This is a genomic window from Luteibacter pinisoli, assembly GCF_006385595.1.
Classification (GTDB): Bacteria; Pseudomonadota; Gammaproteobacteria; order Xanthomonadales; family Rhodanobacteraceae; genus Luteibacter; species Luteibacter pinisoli.
On sequence record NZ_CP041046.1, the window covers coordinates 137,805 to 153,333 of the forward strand.

Sequence of the window (15,529 nt, forward strand, 5' to 3'; positions counted from 1 at the left end):
TACATCCTAAAGGGGCGATCGTTAGGGCATCGTTGAGTTTCAGTTGTCTGAACCCGAAGAGAACCCCTCGCGGGTGCCGCGCTGGAACACCTTGTCCGTGTCCAGCACCTCGGCCGCCGCCACTGCCGTGCCGTCGGCCAGCGACGCATAGATCGGCGTGAAGTCCGGGCGCGTGGCGTCGAACAGCTGGTCGAAGCTGTCGATCACGAAGTAGGTCTGCTGGTAGGTATCGATCCGGTACTTCGTATTCATCACCCGCTCCAGGCCGAAGCCGATGCGATTGGGTGCCGGCGAATCAATGGAATACACGGACTCGCCCTTGGAGCTGACGATGCCGGCACCGTAGATGCGCAGGCCCTCGGGCGTGTTGATCAGGCCGAATTCCACCGTGTACCAGTACAGGCGGGTGAGGTTCATCAGCGCCTCGGGGCCGATGGCATGGGCTTTCATGCCGCCCTTGCCGTAGGCCTGCATGTAATCGGCGAACACCGGGTTGAGCAGCAGGGGCACGTGGCCGAACAGGTCGTGGAACAGGTCCGGCTCGGAGAGGTAGTCCAGCTGGTCCGGGCGGCGGATCCACCAGCTCACCGGGAAACGGCGGTTGGCCAGGTGGTCGAAGAACACCTCGTCCGGCAGCAGGCCTTCGACGGCGACGATCTCCCAGCCGGTAGCTTCGCCGAGCACGGCGTTCAGATCCGCAAAGCGCGGGATGCCGCCTTCACCAAAACCGAAGCGCTCGACGCCCTCGAGGAATTCCTTGCAGGCGTAGGCGGGCAGCAGCTCGCGCTGGCGCCGGTACAGGGTGTTCCACACCTCGTGGTCGGTCGGCGAATAGTTGGCCCACGGCTGCTCCACGGTGCCGGTCGCGTAGACGGGCACGTATCCGCGGTCGGTCTGCTGGTGTTCGACGCGGCGGGGGGTGTCCATGGCGGGCCTCCTGGGCTTGGGTGCGGTGGGTCAGGACAACAGCATAGTCCGGAAGGCGCGCAAGAGGCTTGTGTTGTTGCGCGTATGAGGGGTATTTGTGCAATGATCTTGCTCATATAAGGCTCACGGCGAAACAATCATGCAAGGCACCCTTGACCGCACCGATCTGCGCATCCTGGCCACGCTGCAGGCCAACGGCCGCATCAGCAACGCGGACCTGGCCACGGAGGTCAACCTCTCGCCCTCCGCTTGCCTGCGCCGGGTGCAGAAGCTGGAGGCCGATGGCGTCATCGCCGGTTACGGCGCCCGGCTGGAACCGCGGGCCATCGGCCTCGGGCTGCAGGCCTTCGTCCGCGTGCAGCTGTCCCGGCACGAGAGCGAGGCCGTGGCGGCCTTCTCGGCGACGGTGCACGACTGGGACGAGGTGGTGGCCTGCCACGCCCTGACCGGTGACATGGACTACCTGCTCCAGGTGTACGTGGCCGACCTCGACGGCTTCTCGCAGTTCCTGCTCGACCGCCTGCTCAACGCGGCCGGCGTGGCGGACGTCAACACCAGCTTCGTCCTGCGCACGGTGAAAGCCTCGACCGCCTTGCCGTTGGGCAACGACAAACCCGCGCATCTTAAGAAGAAATTAAGTTCACTCTAGCGGCGGGCCCGCCGCGTCGTTAATCTTGTGCGCTCCATGGAAGCCGCCACCGCCAATCCCGCCCCACGCGACCGCGTGCGCCCGCTGCGCTACGTGTGGCGCGTGCCGCTGCTGCTTGCGCATATCGTCTTTGGCGTCCTTATCTGTGCGCTGATCCTGAGCTGGTCCGGCGGGTTCATGAAGAACGGCCGCGAGCCGTTCGCCCACCGCGCCATCCGCCTGTGGTCGAACCTGCTGCTGAAGGTGTTCGGCTTCCGCGTGAAGCGCCAGGGCACGCCGCTGGGCGACCCGGTGCTGTTCGTGGCCAACCACACCTCGTGGCTGGACATCGTCATGGTCCATTCCCAGCGCGCCGCCTGCTTCGTTGCCAAGGCCGAGATCGCCCGCTGGCCCGTGGTCGGCTGGATGGCGGCCCGTGGCGGCACCATCTTCCATCGCCGCGGCAACAACCATTCCCTGGCCTCGGTCATGGCGGTGATGGTCGAGCGCCTGCGTGCCGGCCGTTCGGTGGCCGTGTTCCCGGAAGGCGGCACCGGCCATAACGGCGTGCTGCGCGTGTTCCATGCGCGGATCTTCCAGGCGGCGCTTGATGCGGAGGTGCCGGTGCAGCCGGTATCGCTGCGCTTTGCCCGCGACGGCCGCCGGGTGATCGACGCCGGCTTCCGCGAAAACGAAAGCTTCGTCGGCAATATCCTGCGCCTGCTCGGCGGCCCCCCGCTCGACGTCGAAGTGCATTTCCTCGAGCCCGTGGCCATCTCGGCCGACGGCCGCCGGCGCATGGCCGATACGGCCCGCGAGCGCATCGCGCTGGCGCTGGATACCGATACGCCGGCATGAGCCTGCCACGCGGCGCCGACTTCCACCCACCGTGGCCACTGCGCAGTGGCCATATCCAGACCATGCTCTCGTCCAGCGGCATCCGCCGCCAGCTGCTGCCGCGACGTGCCCACAAGGTGCAGGTCAACGCGCGCGAAGTGCTGGTGGACGTGGGCCATGGCGACCGCCTGAGCGGGCGCTACACGGCACAGGAAACCGGTGCCGAATCACGCGGCCTGGCCATCCTGTTCCACGGCTGGGAAGGCAGCGTGGATTCGACGTACGTGCTGCAGACCGGCAGCCGCCTGCTCGAAGACGGCTGGGATGTGTTCCGCCTGAACTTCCGCGACCACGGCGACAGCCACGGCCTGAACGAGGCGCTGTTCCATTCCTGCCGCATCGACGAAGTGGTCGTGGCGCTGGGCGAAATCTGCCGGATGTTCCCGGCAAAAGCGGTTTGCGTCGCGGGCTTCTCGCTGGGCGGCAACTTCGCGCTGCGCGCCGCCATGCTGGCGTCCAACCAGGCCACGCCGCTGGATTACGTGCTGGCGGTGTGCCCGATCATCGACCCGGCGGAAGGGCTGTTCTCGCTGGAGAGCAACGCGCCGTGGTTCTACCAGGCGTACTTCATGCGCAAGTGGCGCCGCTCGCTGCGCCTGAAGCAGGAAGCCTTCCCGCAGGCCACGTATTTCGAGCTGGATGAGCTCAACCAGAACATGCGCGACCTCACGCGCTCGCTGGTGCTGCGGCATACCGACTTCGGCTCGCTGGAGAGTTACCTCGACGGGTACTCGGTGGCCGGCGACCGCCTGAAAGCGCTGCACATCCCGGCCACCATCCTCACCTCGCGCGACGACCCGGTGATTCCCGTGGGTGCCTTCGACCAGCTCGAGCTGCCCCCGAACGTCGAGCTGGACATCGCCTCGTACGGCGGCCATTGCGGTTTCATCCGCGACTACGGCATGACCAGCTTCACCGACGATTACATCGCCGCCCGGTTCAACGCCATCGCCCGCTGACTTCGCCTTCGCATGGGCGGTGCCACGCTGGGCATCACCCAGGAGACCTCCATGCGACTGAAAAGCGACAGCATCGAAAACGGCAAGCCGGTTCCGGAAAAGAACGCCTTCATGGGCCCGGCCAAGGGCGAGACGCCGCCGATCCGTCCGGCGGGCAACGCCACCCCGCACCTGGCCTGGACCGAGGTGTCCGACAAGGCGAAGTCCTTTGCCATCGCGGTGATCGACACCGACGTGCCGTCAAAGGCCGACGACGTCAACGTGGAGGGTCGCGACGTGCCGCGGAACCTGCCACGCGTGGAGTTCGTCCACTGGCTGATGGCCAATATCCCGGTGGAATGCCGTGAGCTGGCCGAAGGCGCATGTGGCGAAGGCATCGTTGCGCGTGGCAAGGGCAACGGCAAGATCAAGGATGACCTGGTCGGCCCCCCGGGCTCGGTGCAGGGCCTGAACAGCTACACCGAGTGGTTCAAGGGCGACGCGGACATGGAAGGCCATTACCACGGCTACGACGGCCCGTGCCCGCCGTGGAACGACTCCATCGTGCACCACTACCACTTCCACGTGTATGCACTGGACGTTGACACGGTGGCGCTCGAGAACGGCTTCTCGCTGGCCGAGCTGCGCGACGTCATCAAGGGCCACGTGGTGGATGAGGCCGTGATCACCGGCACCTATTCGCTGAACCCCAAGTTCCACGCGTGACGATCAGGTGAACGCGATCGCTGAACGAATCGACAAGTAACGGGGCAGCGTTTCACGCAGCATGCGCGGGGCGCGGGCCTAAATGGCACGCGCACCCCAAGGGAGGACCCACCATGCTGCACTACGCCCTCGTATTTCTTGTCATCGCCATCATCGCGGCCATCTTTGGCTTCGGCGGCATCGCGGGTACGGCCGCAGGCATCGCGAAGATCCTTTTCATCATCTTCCTGATCCTGGCCATCATCTCGTTCTTCCGCGGTCGCGGCCCTCGCGTCTAGCCCGCCGCGCCACTGCCTGACCCTTTTTATCCCAGCCTTTGCGAACGGAGATCACCATGAACAAGCCCGAGGACCACGTCGCTAACGCCGCCACTGCCGCGGCCAACACCGTGGCAGCCGCCGCGCGCATCGAAGAGCGCGCCGAGCGGGTGAAGCAGGCGACGACCGACGCGGTGGACCGCACCCGGGACGCCGTTGATCGCGCCGCCGACCGCACGAAGGATGCGGTGGACCGCGCTGCCGATCGCGTGGAAAGCGGCCTGCACAATGCGACCGACCGTGCCGCCCACGGCGCCACCCGCGCCGCCGAGAAGGCCGAAGAAGCCAAACTGCGCAGCAAGGAGGCCTACGACGATGCCGTCGACAAGGCCAACGACTGGCTGGACGTCGCCCGCGAGTACGTGCGCGAAAAGCCGGTACAGTCGATCGCGATGGCCGTCGCGGCCGGCTGGCTCGCCGGTCGCATCCTGCGTAACTGAGTGGGCGTGCCCCGGGGGATGATGCATGCTGGATAACGGACCCTCAGGGCCGGACCCGACGGAGACACCGGCGCCGGGTGATGCGGCGCCGGCCGGTGGCGCGTCGTTCGCGATGCCGGCTTGGGTCGACGACCTGCGCCGCCTTGGCCGTGGGCTGAAGCACCTGTTCTCCGCGCAGTTGGCCCTGGCCGCCGCGGAGATCGGCCTGGCCCGCAGTGGCATCGTCATGATGCTGTTCATGGGCCTGGCGGCCATTACGTTTGCGGTGGCGCTTGGCTTCACCTTGCTGGCGCTGGCCGGCTGGGGCCTGGCCCAGTGGTTTGGTTCGTGGGCCTGGGCGCTCGCGGCCCTCGCCGGTATCCAGATGATCCTGCTGGTGCTGTCCATCCTGGTCTTCCGCCGCGGCATGCACTGGCTTACCCTGCCGGCCACCCGCGCCGAACTCGCCACCCTGGCGAAGCAGGCGGCGGCGCAGGGCAAGGCCGAAAGCGAACTCCGCGAGAAGGGTTGAGACGATGGGTATCTTCAGCAGCATGGCGAAAGTGACCGAGGCGCGTGCGCGCGTCGTCGCGGCACGTGTTGAAACCGTCGAACCGGCGGCGGCGCTGATCGCTCGCGGCTACGAACACCCGCTGACGGTGCTTGGCCTCGCGGCGGGCTCGGGCTTCCTGCTGAGCAGCGTCAAGATCAACCCGCTCGGCGTGCCGGGCGTGAGCAACCTCGTCGCGGGAGGTACCGCGGACATCGTCGGCAAGATCATCTCGATCGCCGCGGGGAGTTTCCTGGGCGAGATGGCCGGTGATGCGGCGGATGCCGCCGACGAGGCCGCGTGAACCAGCCACCCCCCAACCCTCTTCCTGCGCCTGTCCCCATCAATGCACCAGGCGTCCCGGTCTCGACGCTGAGCGTGGCCGCGTCCGCCCGGCGCAAGACCAGCAACGGGCGCACCGCGCGCCGCGTGTCGCGCCACCTTCGCGCGATTCGCATTGGCCTCACCGGCCTGATCCTGCTGGCGCTGCTGTACACCATCGCCATCACCAAATCCCTGCTGGTGCCTTTGGTGCTGGCGGGCTTCATCGGCCTGGCGCTGAACCCGATCGTGGCGGCCGCGGCACGCTGGCGTATTCCGCGCTGGTTCGCGGCGGTGGTGGTCATGGGCCTGCTCGGCACGGGCATGGTCACGGCGGTGACGACGCTTTCCACGCCGGCGTTGAACTGGTTCCACGAGGCGCCCGACGCGATGCGTGCCTTCGCGCCGAAGATCAAGCCGATGACCCAGCAGATCGAGGCCGCCAGCCGCGCCACGCAGACGCTCGTCGGCGGCGCGGTGACGCGCAACAACCAGCAGCCGAGCAGCTTTGCCTTCAATGCGTGGGACATCGTTTCCACGGCACCGAAGATCCTGGCCAGCGTGCTGACCGTGGCCCTCCTGGTGTTCTTCTTCCTTGTGTATGGCGACGAGATCCTGCGCCGCGCGGTGGAGATATCCCCCACCTTTGCCTACAAGCGACACACGGTAAGCATCGTGCGCAGCATCCAGGTGGAGGTATCCAGCTACCTGCTGCTGACCGCGGCGATCAACGTCACGCTCGGCCTGGTCACCTCCGCCATGCTGTACCTGTACGGCGTGCCGGACCCGCTGCTGTGGGGCTGCTTCGCCACGGTGGCGAACTTTATCCCCTATGTCGGCGCCATCACGACGACCACCGTGCTGGCCGTGGTCGGTGCGCTGCACTTCCAGGAACTCGGCCCGGCCCTGCTGCCGGCGGCGACGTTTGCCGGCATCACGGCGGTGGAAGGCAACATGATCACGCCGATGCTGCAGGGCCGCCGCTCGCGGCTGTCGCCGGTGGCGATCCTGCTGTGGCTGCTGATCTGGGGCTGGATCTGGGGTATTCCCGGCGCGATCCTCGCCGTGCCGATGCTCACCTGCGTCAAGCTCGTCACCGCCAAGCTCCGCGGCTGGCAATGGTTCGCCCACATCATTTCGCGCTGAGCGTGCCGGTGGTGAGGGTGAAGGTCTGCAGGAAATGGAAGTCCGGACGCCTGAGTGCGAACGCCGCATTCACGGGATCGCATAGCCGCATCATCGCGTCGTAGTCGTCGGCGTCCATGTACGTTGCCAGCCGGCTGCCCCATGAATCGCGGAACAGCGTTCCGGCGATGTAGCGCTCGTCGTCTGGGTTCACGGGCGAAATGCGGTCGATGGAAAACGTCTGCGCGCGCACGTCGTGCAGGCCTTCCTCGCGAAGCAACCCTACCGTCGCCCGCACGGCGGCGAGCCCGCGTTCGTCCACGGCGTACTTGTCGCGGTAGTACGCGCGCACCGCTTCATTCACGACGCGCTCCAGCCGCGCATCCCAGGCAAACACCATGTCGGGGAGGAACGAGCTTTGCCCGAGGGCGAGGCGTCCGCCGTCGCGAAGCAGCGAGGCGAGTGCGCGCACGCCATCGCGTGGCGCGCGAAGATGGTTGACGACGTTGACCGACCAGATGAGGTCGAACGTGCCTGCCGCAAAGGGCAGCGCGGCGACGTCGGCCTGCACCGCGTCACCCAGGGCGCGTGCGGCTTCCACGTGGGCCCTCGAGAGATCCACGCCAACGACATTGCCATGGCGGCCCACCTCGGCGGCGAGCCACGCCAGCGCTTCGCCCGTGCCGCAGCCGGCGTCGAGCACACGCATGCCGGGCCGCAGGCCGAGGCCGGCGATGGCCGCACGCAACTCCGGTGCGGCGAACGCATTGAAGCGCCGCAGCTTCTCGCTGTAGTCACGTGCCGCGGTATCGCCAAGCAACCCGCGCGCGGGGAGGGGATTCACGCTCATAGCGCGTGAGTGCCTGGCCCCGCGCAAACGGTTGTGGGGTTACCAGGCGATGCGGGCGCGGTCGCGGTAGAAGTCGCCGGTACCGGCTTCGAGTTCGCTGACCAGCGCGGCCCAGACGATACCCTCGGCGCTTTCCGCCACCGGGCGGCCGCCCGCGCCACCCAGGTCGGTGGCCGTCCAGCCCGGACACACCGCGTTGATCAGGATGCCGCTGCCCTGCACCTCCCTGGCCACCGCCTGGGTATAGGCGTTGAGTGCCGCCTTGGAGACGCGATAGGCCGGAGCTTTCTCCGCGCAGATCGTGCGTGCCGCGCATTCGCTGGAGACATTCACGATGCGGCCGTAACCATGCCGGCGCATCAGGGGCAGCACCGCGGCGGTGAGCGACCAGGTGCCGAGGAGGTTCACCTCCAGGGCGCCGCGGATGTTGTCCAGGTCGGCCTCGGCCGAGTTGCCCTTGTGGTCGAAGTAACCACCCGCGTTGTTGACGAGGATGTCGAGCCGGCCAAAGCGCCCTTCGATATGCGCGATGGCCGCTTCGATGTCCCGCGGCTTCGTTACGTCGAGCTTTAGCGCGAATGCGTCACCGCCGAGGTCACGCACGGCCTTAAGGGCCTTGTCGCCCTTTGACGGCTCGCGCATGCCCATGAACACGGTGACGCCCAGCGACGCCAGCTGTTTTGCCACTTCCAGCCCGATGCCGCGGTTGGCGCCGCTCACCAGCGCAATGCGCTGGCTGAGCGGCGGGTCGGTCACGACGGCGCTGGAGCGCTTCGCCCGCACGGGCAGGCGATGGACCTTCGCAGTGCTCATGGCACCTTTGCAACCTCGCTACAGGCGGTGTTGCCACAGGCCTGCCAGCCACCGCCCAGCGCCTTGTACAGCTGCACGGCGCGGACGTTGATGGCGGCTTCCGCCTCGGCCAGCTGGTCCTCGGCCGAGAGCTGGGTGCGCTCGGCATCCAGCAGTTCCAGGTAGTCGGTGCGGCCGGCGTCGTAGCGCAGCTTGGCAAGATCCGCCGCGCGGCGGCTTTCCTTCGCCTGCACGAGCAGCTTCTCGACGCGCTCGCGCTGCTGGTTGAAACCGACCAGCGAGTTGTCGACGTCTTCCAGCGCGGTGAGCACCGTGCGGTCGTAGTTCGCATGCGCTTCTTCGGCGCGGGCCTTCGCACCCTTTACACCGGAAGCGACACGCTGCACGTTCAGGCCCTGCCAGGAGATGCTCGGGGCCAGCGAGAACGCGCGCGAATCGGCGCCGCCGAAGTCATTGCTGCGACCGGCGAGGAAGCCGATGAAGCCGCCCAGCGAGATGTGCGGGAACCAGTCGGCCTTCGCCACGCCGATGCGGGCATTGGCCGCGGCAAGCTCACGCTCGGCGATGCGGATGTCCGGGCGACGCGCAAGCACCTCGTCCGCGCCACCGATGGCGAGGCTGACGTCGATCGGCTTGAACGTGGCCGGGGAGAGGTCGATGTCGAGCTCACCGGGGCGCTGGCCAAGCAGTACGGCAAGGCGGAACTGATCCGCCGAGGCCTGCGTTTCCAGCACCGGCAGCTGCGCTTCGACCGAGGCCAGGCGCGCCTTCGCGCTGGCCAGGTCCTGCTCGGCACCGGTGCCGACCTCCACGCGCGCCGCAATTACCTTCAGCGAATCCTGCTGATTGGCGATGTCGCGCTTGGCGACGTCGATGCGCAGCTGGGTGCCGCGGAGGTCGAAGTAGTTGCGCGCCACCTCGGCGAACAACGTGACCTGCGCGTCCTGCACGGATGCTTCGCCCGCGGCGGCATCCGCACGGGCGGCTTCCACCGAACGGCGCACGCCGCCGAACAGGTCCAGCTCCCAGGAGGCGTCGAAGCCTGCCTGGTACGCCGTGGTGGTGACGCGCTGGTCGGTGAAGCCCGGCTGCTGCTCGCGGCTGCGGGTGTACGACACACCGGTTTCGATATCCGGAATCTGCTGCGACTTCGCGGTACCGAGCGCCGCGCGCGCCTGGTTGAGGCGGGCGAGGGCGATCTTCAGGTCCGGCGCGTTGGTGGCCGCGCGCTGGATGAGGGCATCCAGCGTCGGGTCACCAAACTGCTTCCACCACTGCGCCTGGAAATCCGCGGCGTTCTGGTGGGTGGCATCGACGCCCTGCAGCGTCACCGGGGCTTCTTTCGGCGCGTGGTAATCGGGGCCCACGCTCGCACAACCGGCGAGGACGAGGGCCGCGAAAAGCGCCGTGGAACGAAGGAGAGTTTTCATGGATCAGGCCTCACGAGCCGCATGGGCGAGGAGGCGACGCTCACGGCGCGCCGCGCGGCGTGCCTCGGAGCGTTCGTTCCACGCGCGGATCAGCACATAGAAGAGCGGGGTGAAGATCAGGCCGAAGAACGTGACGCCAAGCATGCCGGCAAACACCGTCACACCCATGGCGTGGCGCATTTCGGCACCGGCGCCGTGCGACGTGACCAGCGGAACCACGCCCATGATGAAGGCGAACGAGGTCATCAGGATCGGGCGCAGTCGCAGGCGTGCGGCTTCCAGCACCGCGTCGATGCGGTTCATGCCTTCGATTTCCGCTTCGCGGGCAAACTCGACAATCAGGATCGCGTTCTTGCACGCCAGGCCCACCAGCACGATCAGGCCGATCTGGGTGAAGATGTTGTTGTCACCGCCGGTGAGGATCACGCCGGCAATCGCCGAGAGCAGCACCATCGGCACGATCAGGATCACCGCCAGCGGCAGGCTCAGGCTTTCATACAGCGAAGCCAGCACCAGGAACACCAGCAGCACCGACAGCGGGAACACCAGTACCGCGGTATTGCCGGCGAGGATCTGCTGGTAGGTGAGCTCGGTCCACTCGTAGGTCATGCCGTTCGGCAGGTTGGCCTTGACCAGCTTCTCCATCGCTTCCTGCGCCTGGCCGGTGCTGTAACCCGGGGCCGCGCCACCGTTGATCTCGGCGGTGGGGTAGCCGTTGTAGTGCTGCACGCGGTCCGGGCCATTCGACTGGCGCACGGTGACGAACGAACCCAGCGGGACGAGGTCGCCCGCGGCGTTGCGCGTCTTCAGGTTGGCAATGTCGGTCGGTTCGTGGCGGAACGACGGTTCCGCGGAGACGTTCACCTGGTAGGTGCGGCCGAAGCGGTTGAAGTCGTTCACGTAGAGCGAGCCGAGGTACGCGGCCATGGTCTGGAACACGTCGCTCAGGTCGATGCCTTCCGACTTGGCCTTCTCGCGGTCGATGTCGGCATCGAACTGCGGCACGCTCACCTGGTAGCTGGTGAACAGGTGGGCGAGTTCCGGCGTCTTCTGGCTCTGCGCGATGACGTTCTGCGTCTGCTTGAACATCTCCTCGAAGCCGAGGTCGCCACGGTCTTCGATCTGCATGCGGAAACCGCCGATCGTGCCCAGGCCGTTCACCGGCGGGGGCGGGAAGATCGCGATGTACGCATCCTGGATCGAAGCGAACTGTGCGTTCAGGCGGGCGGCGATGGCGTCGGCCGAGAGGTCCTTCGAACGGCGCTCCTCGAAGGGCTTCAGCGGAACGAAGACGATGCCCGAGTTGGTGCTGTTGGTGAAGCCGTTGATCGACAGGCCGGGGAACTGCACGGCATTGGCCGCACCCGGGTCCTTCAGGGCGATGTCGCCCATGCGGCGGATCACCGCTTCGGTACGGTCGAGCGAGGCGGCATCCGGCAGCTGCGCGAAGGCCACGAGGTACTGCTTGTCCTGCGGCGGCACGAAGCCGGTCGGGGTTTTTGCAAAGCCGAGCACGCCCAGGGCGACGAGACCGGCATACAGCACCAGCACCACGGCCGAGAAGCGAAGGATCTTCTTCACGCCACCGACGTAACCGTCCGCCGCGCGTTCGAACGTGCGGTTGAACGGACGGAACAGCCAGCCAAGGTAGCGGTCCATCCACACGGTGAGGCGGTCTTTCGGTTCATCGCGGCCCTTGAGCAGGATGGCCGCGAGCGCCGGGCTCAGGGTGAGCGAGTTGAACGCCGAGATCACCGTCGACATCGCGATGGTGAGGGCGAACTGGCGATAGAACTGGCCGGTGAGGCCGCTGATGAAGGCCGCCGGCACGAACACCGCGCAAAGGACCAGTGCCGTCGCGACGATCGGGCCGGTCACTTCGGTCATCGCCTGGCGCGTGGCCATCTTCGGGTCCAGCCCGTGTTCGATGTGGCGCTCGACGTTTTCGACCACGACGATCGCATCGTCCACGACGATACCGATGGCGAGCACCAGGCCGAACAGCGACAGCGCGTTGAGCGAGAAGCCGGCGAGGTACATCACCGCGAACGTACCGATCAGCGAGACCGGCACGGCGACCAGCGGGATGATCGAGGCGCGCCACGTCTGCAGGAACAGGATCACGACGAGCACGACCAGGACGATCGCCTCGAACAGCGTGTGCACCACCGCGTCGATCGAGCCACGCACGAACACCGTGGGATCGTAGACGATCGAGTAATCGACGCCCTGCGGGAAGTCCTTCTTCAGGTCGGCCATGGCCTGGCGCACTTCGTCCGAAATGGCGATGGCGTTGGAGCCGGGGCGCTGGAAGATGGGGATGGCCACCGCTTCGCGATTGTTCAGCAGGCTGCGCAGGGCGTAGTTGTTCGAGCCCAGCTCCACGCGCGCGACGTCACGCAGGTGGGTGACCGAGCTGCCTTCGCTGCGCACGATGATGTTGGCGAAGTCTTCCTCGTTGATGAGGCGGCCGCGCGTGTTGATGTTCACCTGGAACGCATTGCTGTTCGGGCCGGGCGGGGCGTTGAGCGCACCGGCGGCCACCTCGATGTTCTGCTCGCGGATCGCGTTCACCACGTCACCGGTGGTGAGGTTGCGGATCGCCAGCTGCTCGGGGTTCATCCAGATGCGCATGCTGTACTCACCCGCACCAAACAGCTGCACGTCGCCGACGCCGTCCAGGCGGGCGAGCTGGTCCTTGATGTGCGTGCGCGCGTAGTTCGACAGGTAAAGCATGTCGTAGCGGCTGTCGGGCGAGGTGATGTGCACGACCATGGTCAGGTCGGGCGAGCTCTTGGTGGTGGTGACGCCGAGGCGCTGCACTTCTTCCGGCAGGCGCGGCTGTGCCTGGGCGACGCGGTTCTGCACCTGCACCTGCGCGTTGTCCAGGTCGGTGCCCAGGGCGAAGGTGACGGTGAGGGTCATCGCGCCGTCGCTGGTGGACTGCGACGAGGTGTAGAGCATGCCTTCCACGCCGTTGATCTGTTCTTCCAGCGGCGTGGCGACGGTTTCAGCGATGGTCTTGGGGTTGGCGCCGGGGTAGGTCGCCTTCACCACGACGGTGGGCGGCACCACTTCCGGGTATTCGCTGATCGGCAGCTTGAACATCGCGATGGTGCCGGCGATGAGGAAGATGACCGACAGCACGCCCGCGAGGATCGGGCGTTCGACGAAGAATTGAGCGATTTTCATGGTGGATCAGTCCTTCGCCTGCGCCACGCTGTCGACGCCGGCGGGGCGGCTGGCGACATTGCGCGCGTTGTCGGGAACAAGGGAGGCCATGGCGACGCGCTTGGCGTTCACTTCCACGCCGGGGCGCACGCGCTGCAGGCCGTTGACGATGACGACGTCCTCGGCGCTGAGGCCGGTGTCGACCACGCGCAGGCCATCCACCAGCGCGCCGGTGGAGACGCGGCGGTATTCCACCTTCTTGTCCTTGCCCAGCACGTAGACGAACTTGTTGCCGAGGTCGGTGCCCACGGCCTTGTCGTCGATGAGGGCGCGCGGCTGCGCGGCACCGCTGCTCAGTTCCACGCGTGCGAACAGGCCCGGGGTGAAGGCGCCATCGGCGTTGGGGAACACGGCGCGCAGGCGGATCGTGCCGGCACCGGCGCGCACCTGGTTGTCGATGAAGTCGATCTTGCCGATGTGCGGATAGCCCTGTTCGTCAGCCAGGCCCATCTCCACTTCCGGCGCGTGGCCGTTCTGGCGGCGCAGGCGGTCCAGCTTCAGGAAGGACTGCTCGTCGACGTCGAAGTAGACGTACATCGGATCCGTGGTGACGACGCTGGTGAGCGTGTCGGTCGGGGTCACCAGGTTGCCGGCGGTGATCTGTGCATTGCTGACCTTGCCGTCGACCGGCGCACGCACCTCGGTGAACGAGAGATTGAGGCGGGCGTTATCCAGCGCGGCCTGCACCGAAGCCACCTGGGCCTTGGCGCTGGCGGCGGCGGTGTCGAGGCGGTCGGCTTCTTCCTGCGATACGGCGTGCTGCTGCACCAGCTTGCTGCCGCGCGCGGCGTTGGCGTCGGCGTTCTTCGCTTCGGCCTTCGCCTGGGCGAGGTTGGCGGCGAGGCGGTCGGCTTCCGCGCGGTAGGGGCGCGGGTCGATCGTGAACAGCAGGTCGCCCTTCTTGACCTCGGCACCTTCGCGGAAGTGCACCGAGTCGACGTAGCCATTCACCCGCGGACGGATCTGGATGGTGTCCACCGCCTGGATGCGGCCGGTGAAGGTGCTGCTGTCCGAGACCGGGCGCAGAAGGACCTGGGCCACCGTGACCTCGGGCGTGGGCATGCCGGCGGGCTTGTCCGCCGCGTGGGTGGAGGGCGAACCGAGCCAGATGGCGGACGCCACGGCCACGGCCAGGGCGGACGAACCGAACAGGATTTTCTTCTTCATGAGGGAAGTCCGAAGGTGTGTGTAGGGGGAGCCGAAAGCGTTCGGGCGGCGCAGGATCCGACCTCAAGTAAGGTTGAGGTCAAGCCGGTCCGTCTCAGGAGGCGTAACCTAGGTCTTGCGCGTCAAGCGAAAAATGGGTCTACAATCATTCCGGCTGTGACGCTCAGTCACGAATACATCCGCACCCGGAGCTGGCGATGGAAGACTTTTCCGCTATCAGCGTGTTTGTCCGGGTGGTGGAGGCGAAGAGCTTCTCCGCCGCTGCCACCCATCTCGAAATGACCCCATCGGGGGTAAGCCGCGCCATTTCCCGGCTGGAAGAAAGCCTGGGCGCACGGTTGTTCTTCCGCTCGACACGTTCGCTGCGGTTGACCGACGATGGCGGCGCGTTCTACGCCCGATGCAAGGAGATCCTCGCGGACCTGAGCGAGGCCACCGAGGCACTCGGCTACGCCCGGACCAAGCCGGCGGGGAAGCTGCGCGTGGCGGCGTCGTCGGCCGTCGGGCGTGCGGCGCTGATCCCGAACCTGGCCGAATTCGAGGCTCGTTTCCCGGATATCCGCCTCGAACTGACCATGTGCGACTTCCCGTTCGATCTGAATGAGGAAGGCTTCGATTGCGCCATCCGGATGGGCGAGCTGGCCGATTCCAGCCTGATCGCCCGCAAGATCGGCCACTTCAGCAATGTCCTGTGCGCCTCCCCGGCCTACCTGGCCCGGCACGGCAAGCCCGTCGCCATTGATGACCTGAAGTCCCACCGCACGGTCAATTTCGTCCACCCGAGCACGGGCAAGCCCTACCAGTGGCAGTTCGATTCGCCCAGCGGCCGCGTGGCCGTGGACGTCGACGCACACATGCTGATCAATGACGGCGAGTCGGTGATCCAGGCCGCCATCGCCGGGCTGGGCATCATCCAGGCGCCGCATTGCCTGGCCGCCTGCGCCCTCTCCAAGGGCCTGCTCGAGATCATCATGACCGACACGATCTCCACCGGCTCCAACCTGTGGATCGTCTACCCGCAGAAGCGCCACCTGTCCGCCCGCGTGCAGGCCTTCATCGAGTGGACGAGCGAACTGTTCCAGCGCACCAGCGACCCGCAGTGCCGCCTGGTGGAGCAGCAGCAGGCCGAGCTGGAAGCCGTGCGCAAGCGGAAGATGCCGGCCATCGCCGCCGTGGCCTGACGCCACCTT

At 66.8% G+C, this 15,529-nt stretch carries 16 protein-coding genes; 10 read left to right on the plus strand and 6 right to left on the minus strand.

The window, feature by feature from the left end:
- Positions 1-39 precede the first annotated feature (39 nt).
- Positions 40-927 (minus strand): phenylalanine 4-monooxygenase, encoded by an 888-nt coding sequence (gene phhA / locus FIV34_RS00670; RefSeq protein WP_139978668.1) that lies wholly within the window; start codon positions 925-927, stop codon positions 40-42.
- A 139-nt stretch (positions 928-1,066) separates the two neighbouring features.
- On the opposite strand from phhA, the gene FIV34_RS00675 reads away from it, so the two are divergent.
- The 9 genes from FIV34_RS00675 (at position 1,067) to FIV34_RS00715 (ending at position 6,869) form a co-directional block, all read left to right on the plus strand.
- Positions 1,067-1,576, plus strand: coding sequence for an Lrp/AsnC family transcriptional regulator (locus FIV34_RS00675; RefSeq protein ID WP_139978670.1), 510 nt, complete (start codon positions 1,067-1,069; stop codon positions 1,574-1,576).
- A 36-nt stretch (positions 1,577-1,612) separates the two neighbouring features.
- Positions 1,613-2,413, plus strand: coding sequence for a lysophospholipid acyltransferase family protein (locus tag FIV34_RS00680; protein WP_139978672.1), 801 nt, complete (start codon positions 1,613-1,615; stop codon positions 2,411-2,413).
- On the plus strand, positions 2,410-3,411 hold the full coding sequence (locus FIV34_RS00685; protein ID WP_139978674.1) for a YheT family hydrolase: 1,002 nt from the start codon (positions 2,410-2,412) through the stop codon (positions 3,409-3,411). The genes FIV34_RS00680 and FIV34_RS00685 overlap by 4 nt, the downstream gene beginning before the upstream one ends.
- Before the next feature lie 51 nt (positions 3,412-3,462).
- Positions 3,463-4,116 (plus strand): YbhB/YbcL family Raf kinase inhibitor-like protein, encoded by a 654-nt coding sequence (locus FIV34_RS00690; protein ID WP_139978676.1) that lies wholly within the window; start codon positions 3,463-3,465, stop codon positions 4,114-4,116.
- Positions 4,117-4,229: 113 nt separating this feature from the next.
- Entirely contained in the window at positions 4,230-4,394 is a 165-nt protein-coding gene (locus tag FIV34_RS00695; protein ID WP_139978678.1) for a DUF1328 domain-containing protein, read from the plus strand.
- A 56-nt stretch (positions 4,395-4,450) separates the two neighbouring features.
- Positions 4,451-4,873, plus strand: a complete 423-nt coding sequence (locus tag FIV34_RS00700; RefSeq protein WP_139978680.1) for an ElaB/YgaM/YqjD family protein — start codon at positions 4,451-4,453, stop codon at positions 4,871-4,873.
- 25 nt (positions 4,874-4,898) lie between these two features.
- Positions 4,899-5,384, plus strand: coding sequence for an ABC transporter ATP-binding protein (locus tag FIV34_RS00705; RefSeq protein ID WP_139978683.1), 486 nt, complete (start codon positions 4,899-4,901; stop codon positions 5,382-5,384).
- Between the two features lie 4 nt (positions 5,385-5,388).
- Positions 5,389-5,706, plus strand: a complete 318-nt coding sequence (locus FIV34_RS00710; RefSeq protein ID WP_139978685.1) for a hypothetical protein — start codon at positions 5,389-5,391, stop codon at positions 5,704-5,706.
- Entirely contained in the window at positions 5,703-6,869 is a 1,167-nt protein-coding gene (locus tag FIV34_RS00715) for an AI-2E family transporter (protein WP_139978687.1), read from the plus strand. Before FIV34_RS00710 ends, FIV34_RS00715 begins: the two co-directional genes overlap by 4 nt.
- Here the strand turns inward: FIV34_RS00715 and FIV34_RS00720 are convergent.
- Genes FIV34_RS00720 through FIV34_RS00740 form a run of 5 tightly spaced genes read right to left on the minus strand, consistent with a single transcriptional unit; the run spans position 6,856 to position 14,339 of the window.
- Positions 6,856-7,698 (minus strand): class I SAM-dependent methyltransferase, encoded by an 843-nt coding sequence (locus FIV34_RS00720; RefSeq protein ID WP_139978689.1) that lies wholly within the window; start codon positions 7,696-7,698, stop codon positions 6,856-6,858. The two genes, FIV34_RS00715 and FIV34_RS00720, sit on opposite strands and share 14 nt — an antisense overlap.
- A 39-nt stretch (positions 7,699-7,737) precedes the next feature.
- The gene (locus FIV34_RS00725) at positions 7,738-8,511 is read right to left on the minus strand and encodes an SDR family NAD(P)-dependent oxidoreductase (protein WP_139978691.1); all 774 of its coding nucleotides are present in this window, start codon (positions 8,509-8,511) and stop codon (positions 7,738-7,740) included.
- The gene (locus FIV34_RS00730; RefSeq protein WP_139978693.1) at positions 8,508-9,941 is read right to left on the minus strand and encodes an efflux transporter outer membrane subunit; all 1,434 of its coding nucleotides are present in this window, start codon (positions 9,939-9,941) and stop codon (positions 8,508-8,510) included. Before FIV34_RS00730 ends, FIV34_RS00725 begins: the two co-directional genes overlap by 4 nt.
- Positions 9,942-9,944: 3 nt before the next feature.
- Positions 9,945-13,133: an efflux RND transporter permease subunit gene (locus FIV34_RS00735; protein WP_139978695.1), complete on the minus strand. Its 3,189-nt coding sequence runs from the start codon at positions 13,131-13,133 to the stop codon at positions 9,945-9,947.
- 6 nt (positions 13,134-13,139) lie between these two features.
- Positions 13,140-14,339, minus strand: a complete 1,200-nt coding sequence (locus FIV34_RS00740; protein ID WP_139978697.1) for an efflux RND transporter periplasmic adaptor subunit — start codon at positions 14,337-14,339, stop codon at positions 13,140-13,142.
- A 197-nt stretch (positions 14,340-14,536) separates the two neighbouring features.
- Here FIV34_RS00740 and FIV34_RS00745 point away from each other — a divergent pair, with 197 nt between their 5' ends.
- Positions 14,537-15,520 carry a LysR family transcriptional regulator gene (locus FIV34_RS00745; protein WP_139978699.1) on the plus strand — a complete coding sequence of 328 codons (984 nt, stop codon included), beginning with the start codon at positions 14,537-14,539 and terminating at the stop codon, positions 15,518-15,520.
- The last annotated feature ends 9 nt before the right edge of the window (positions 15,521-15,529 follow it).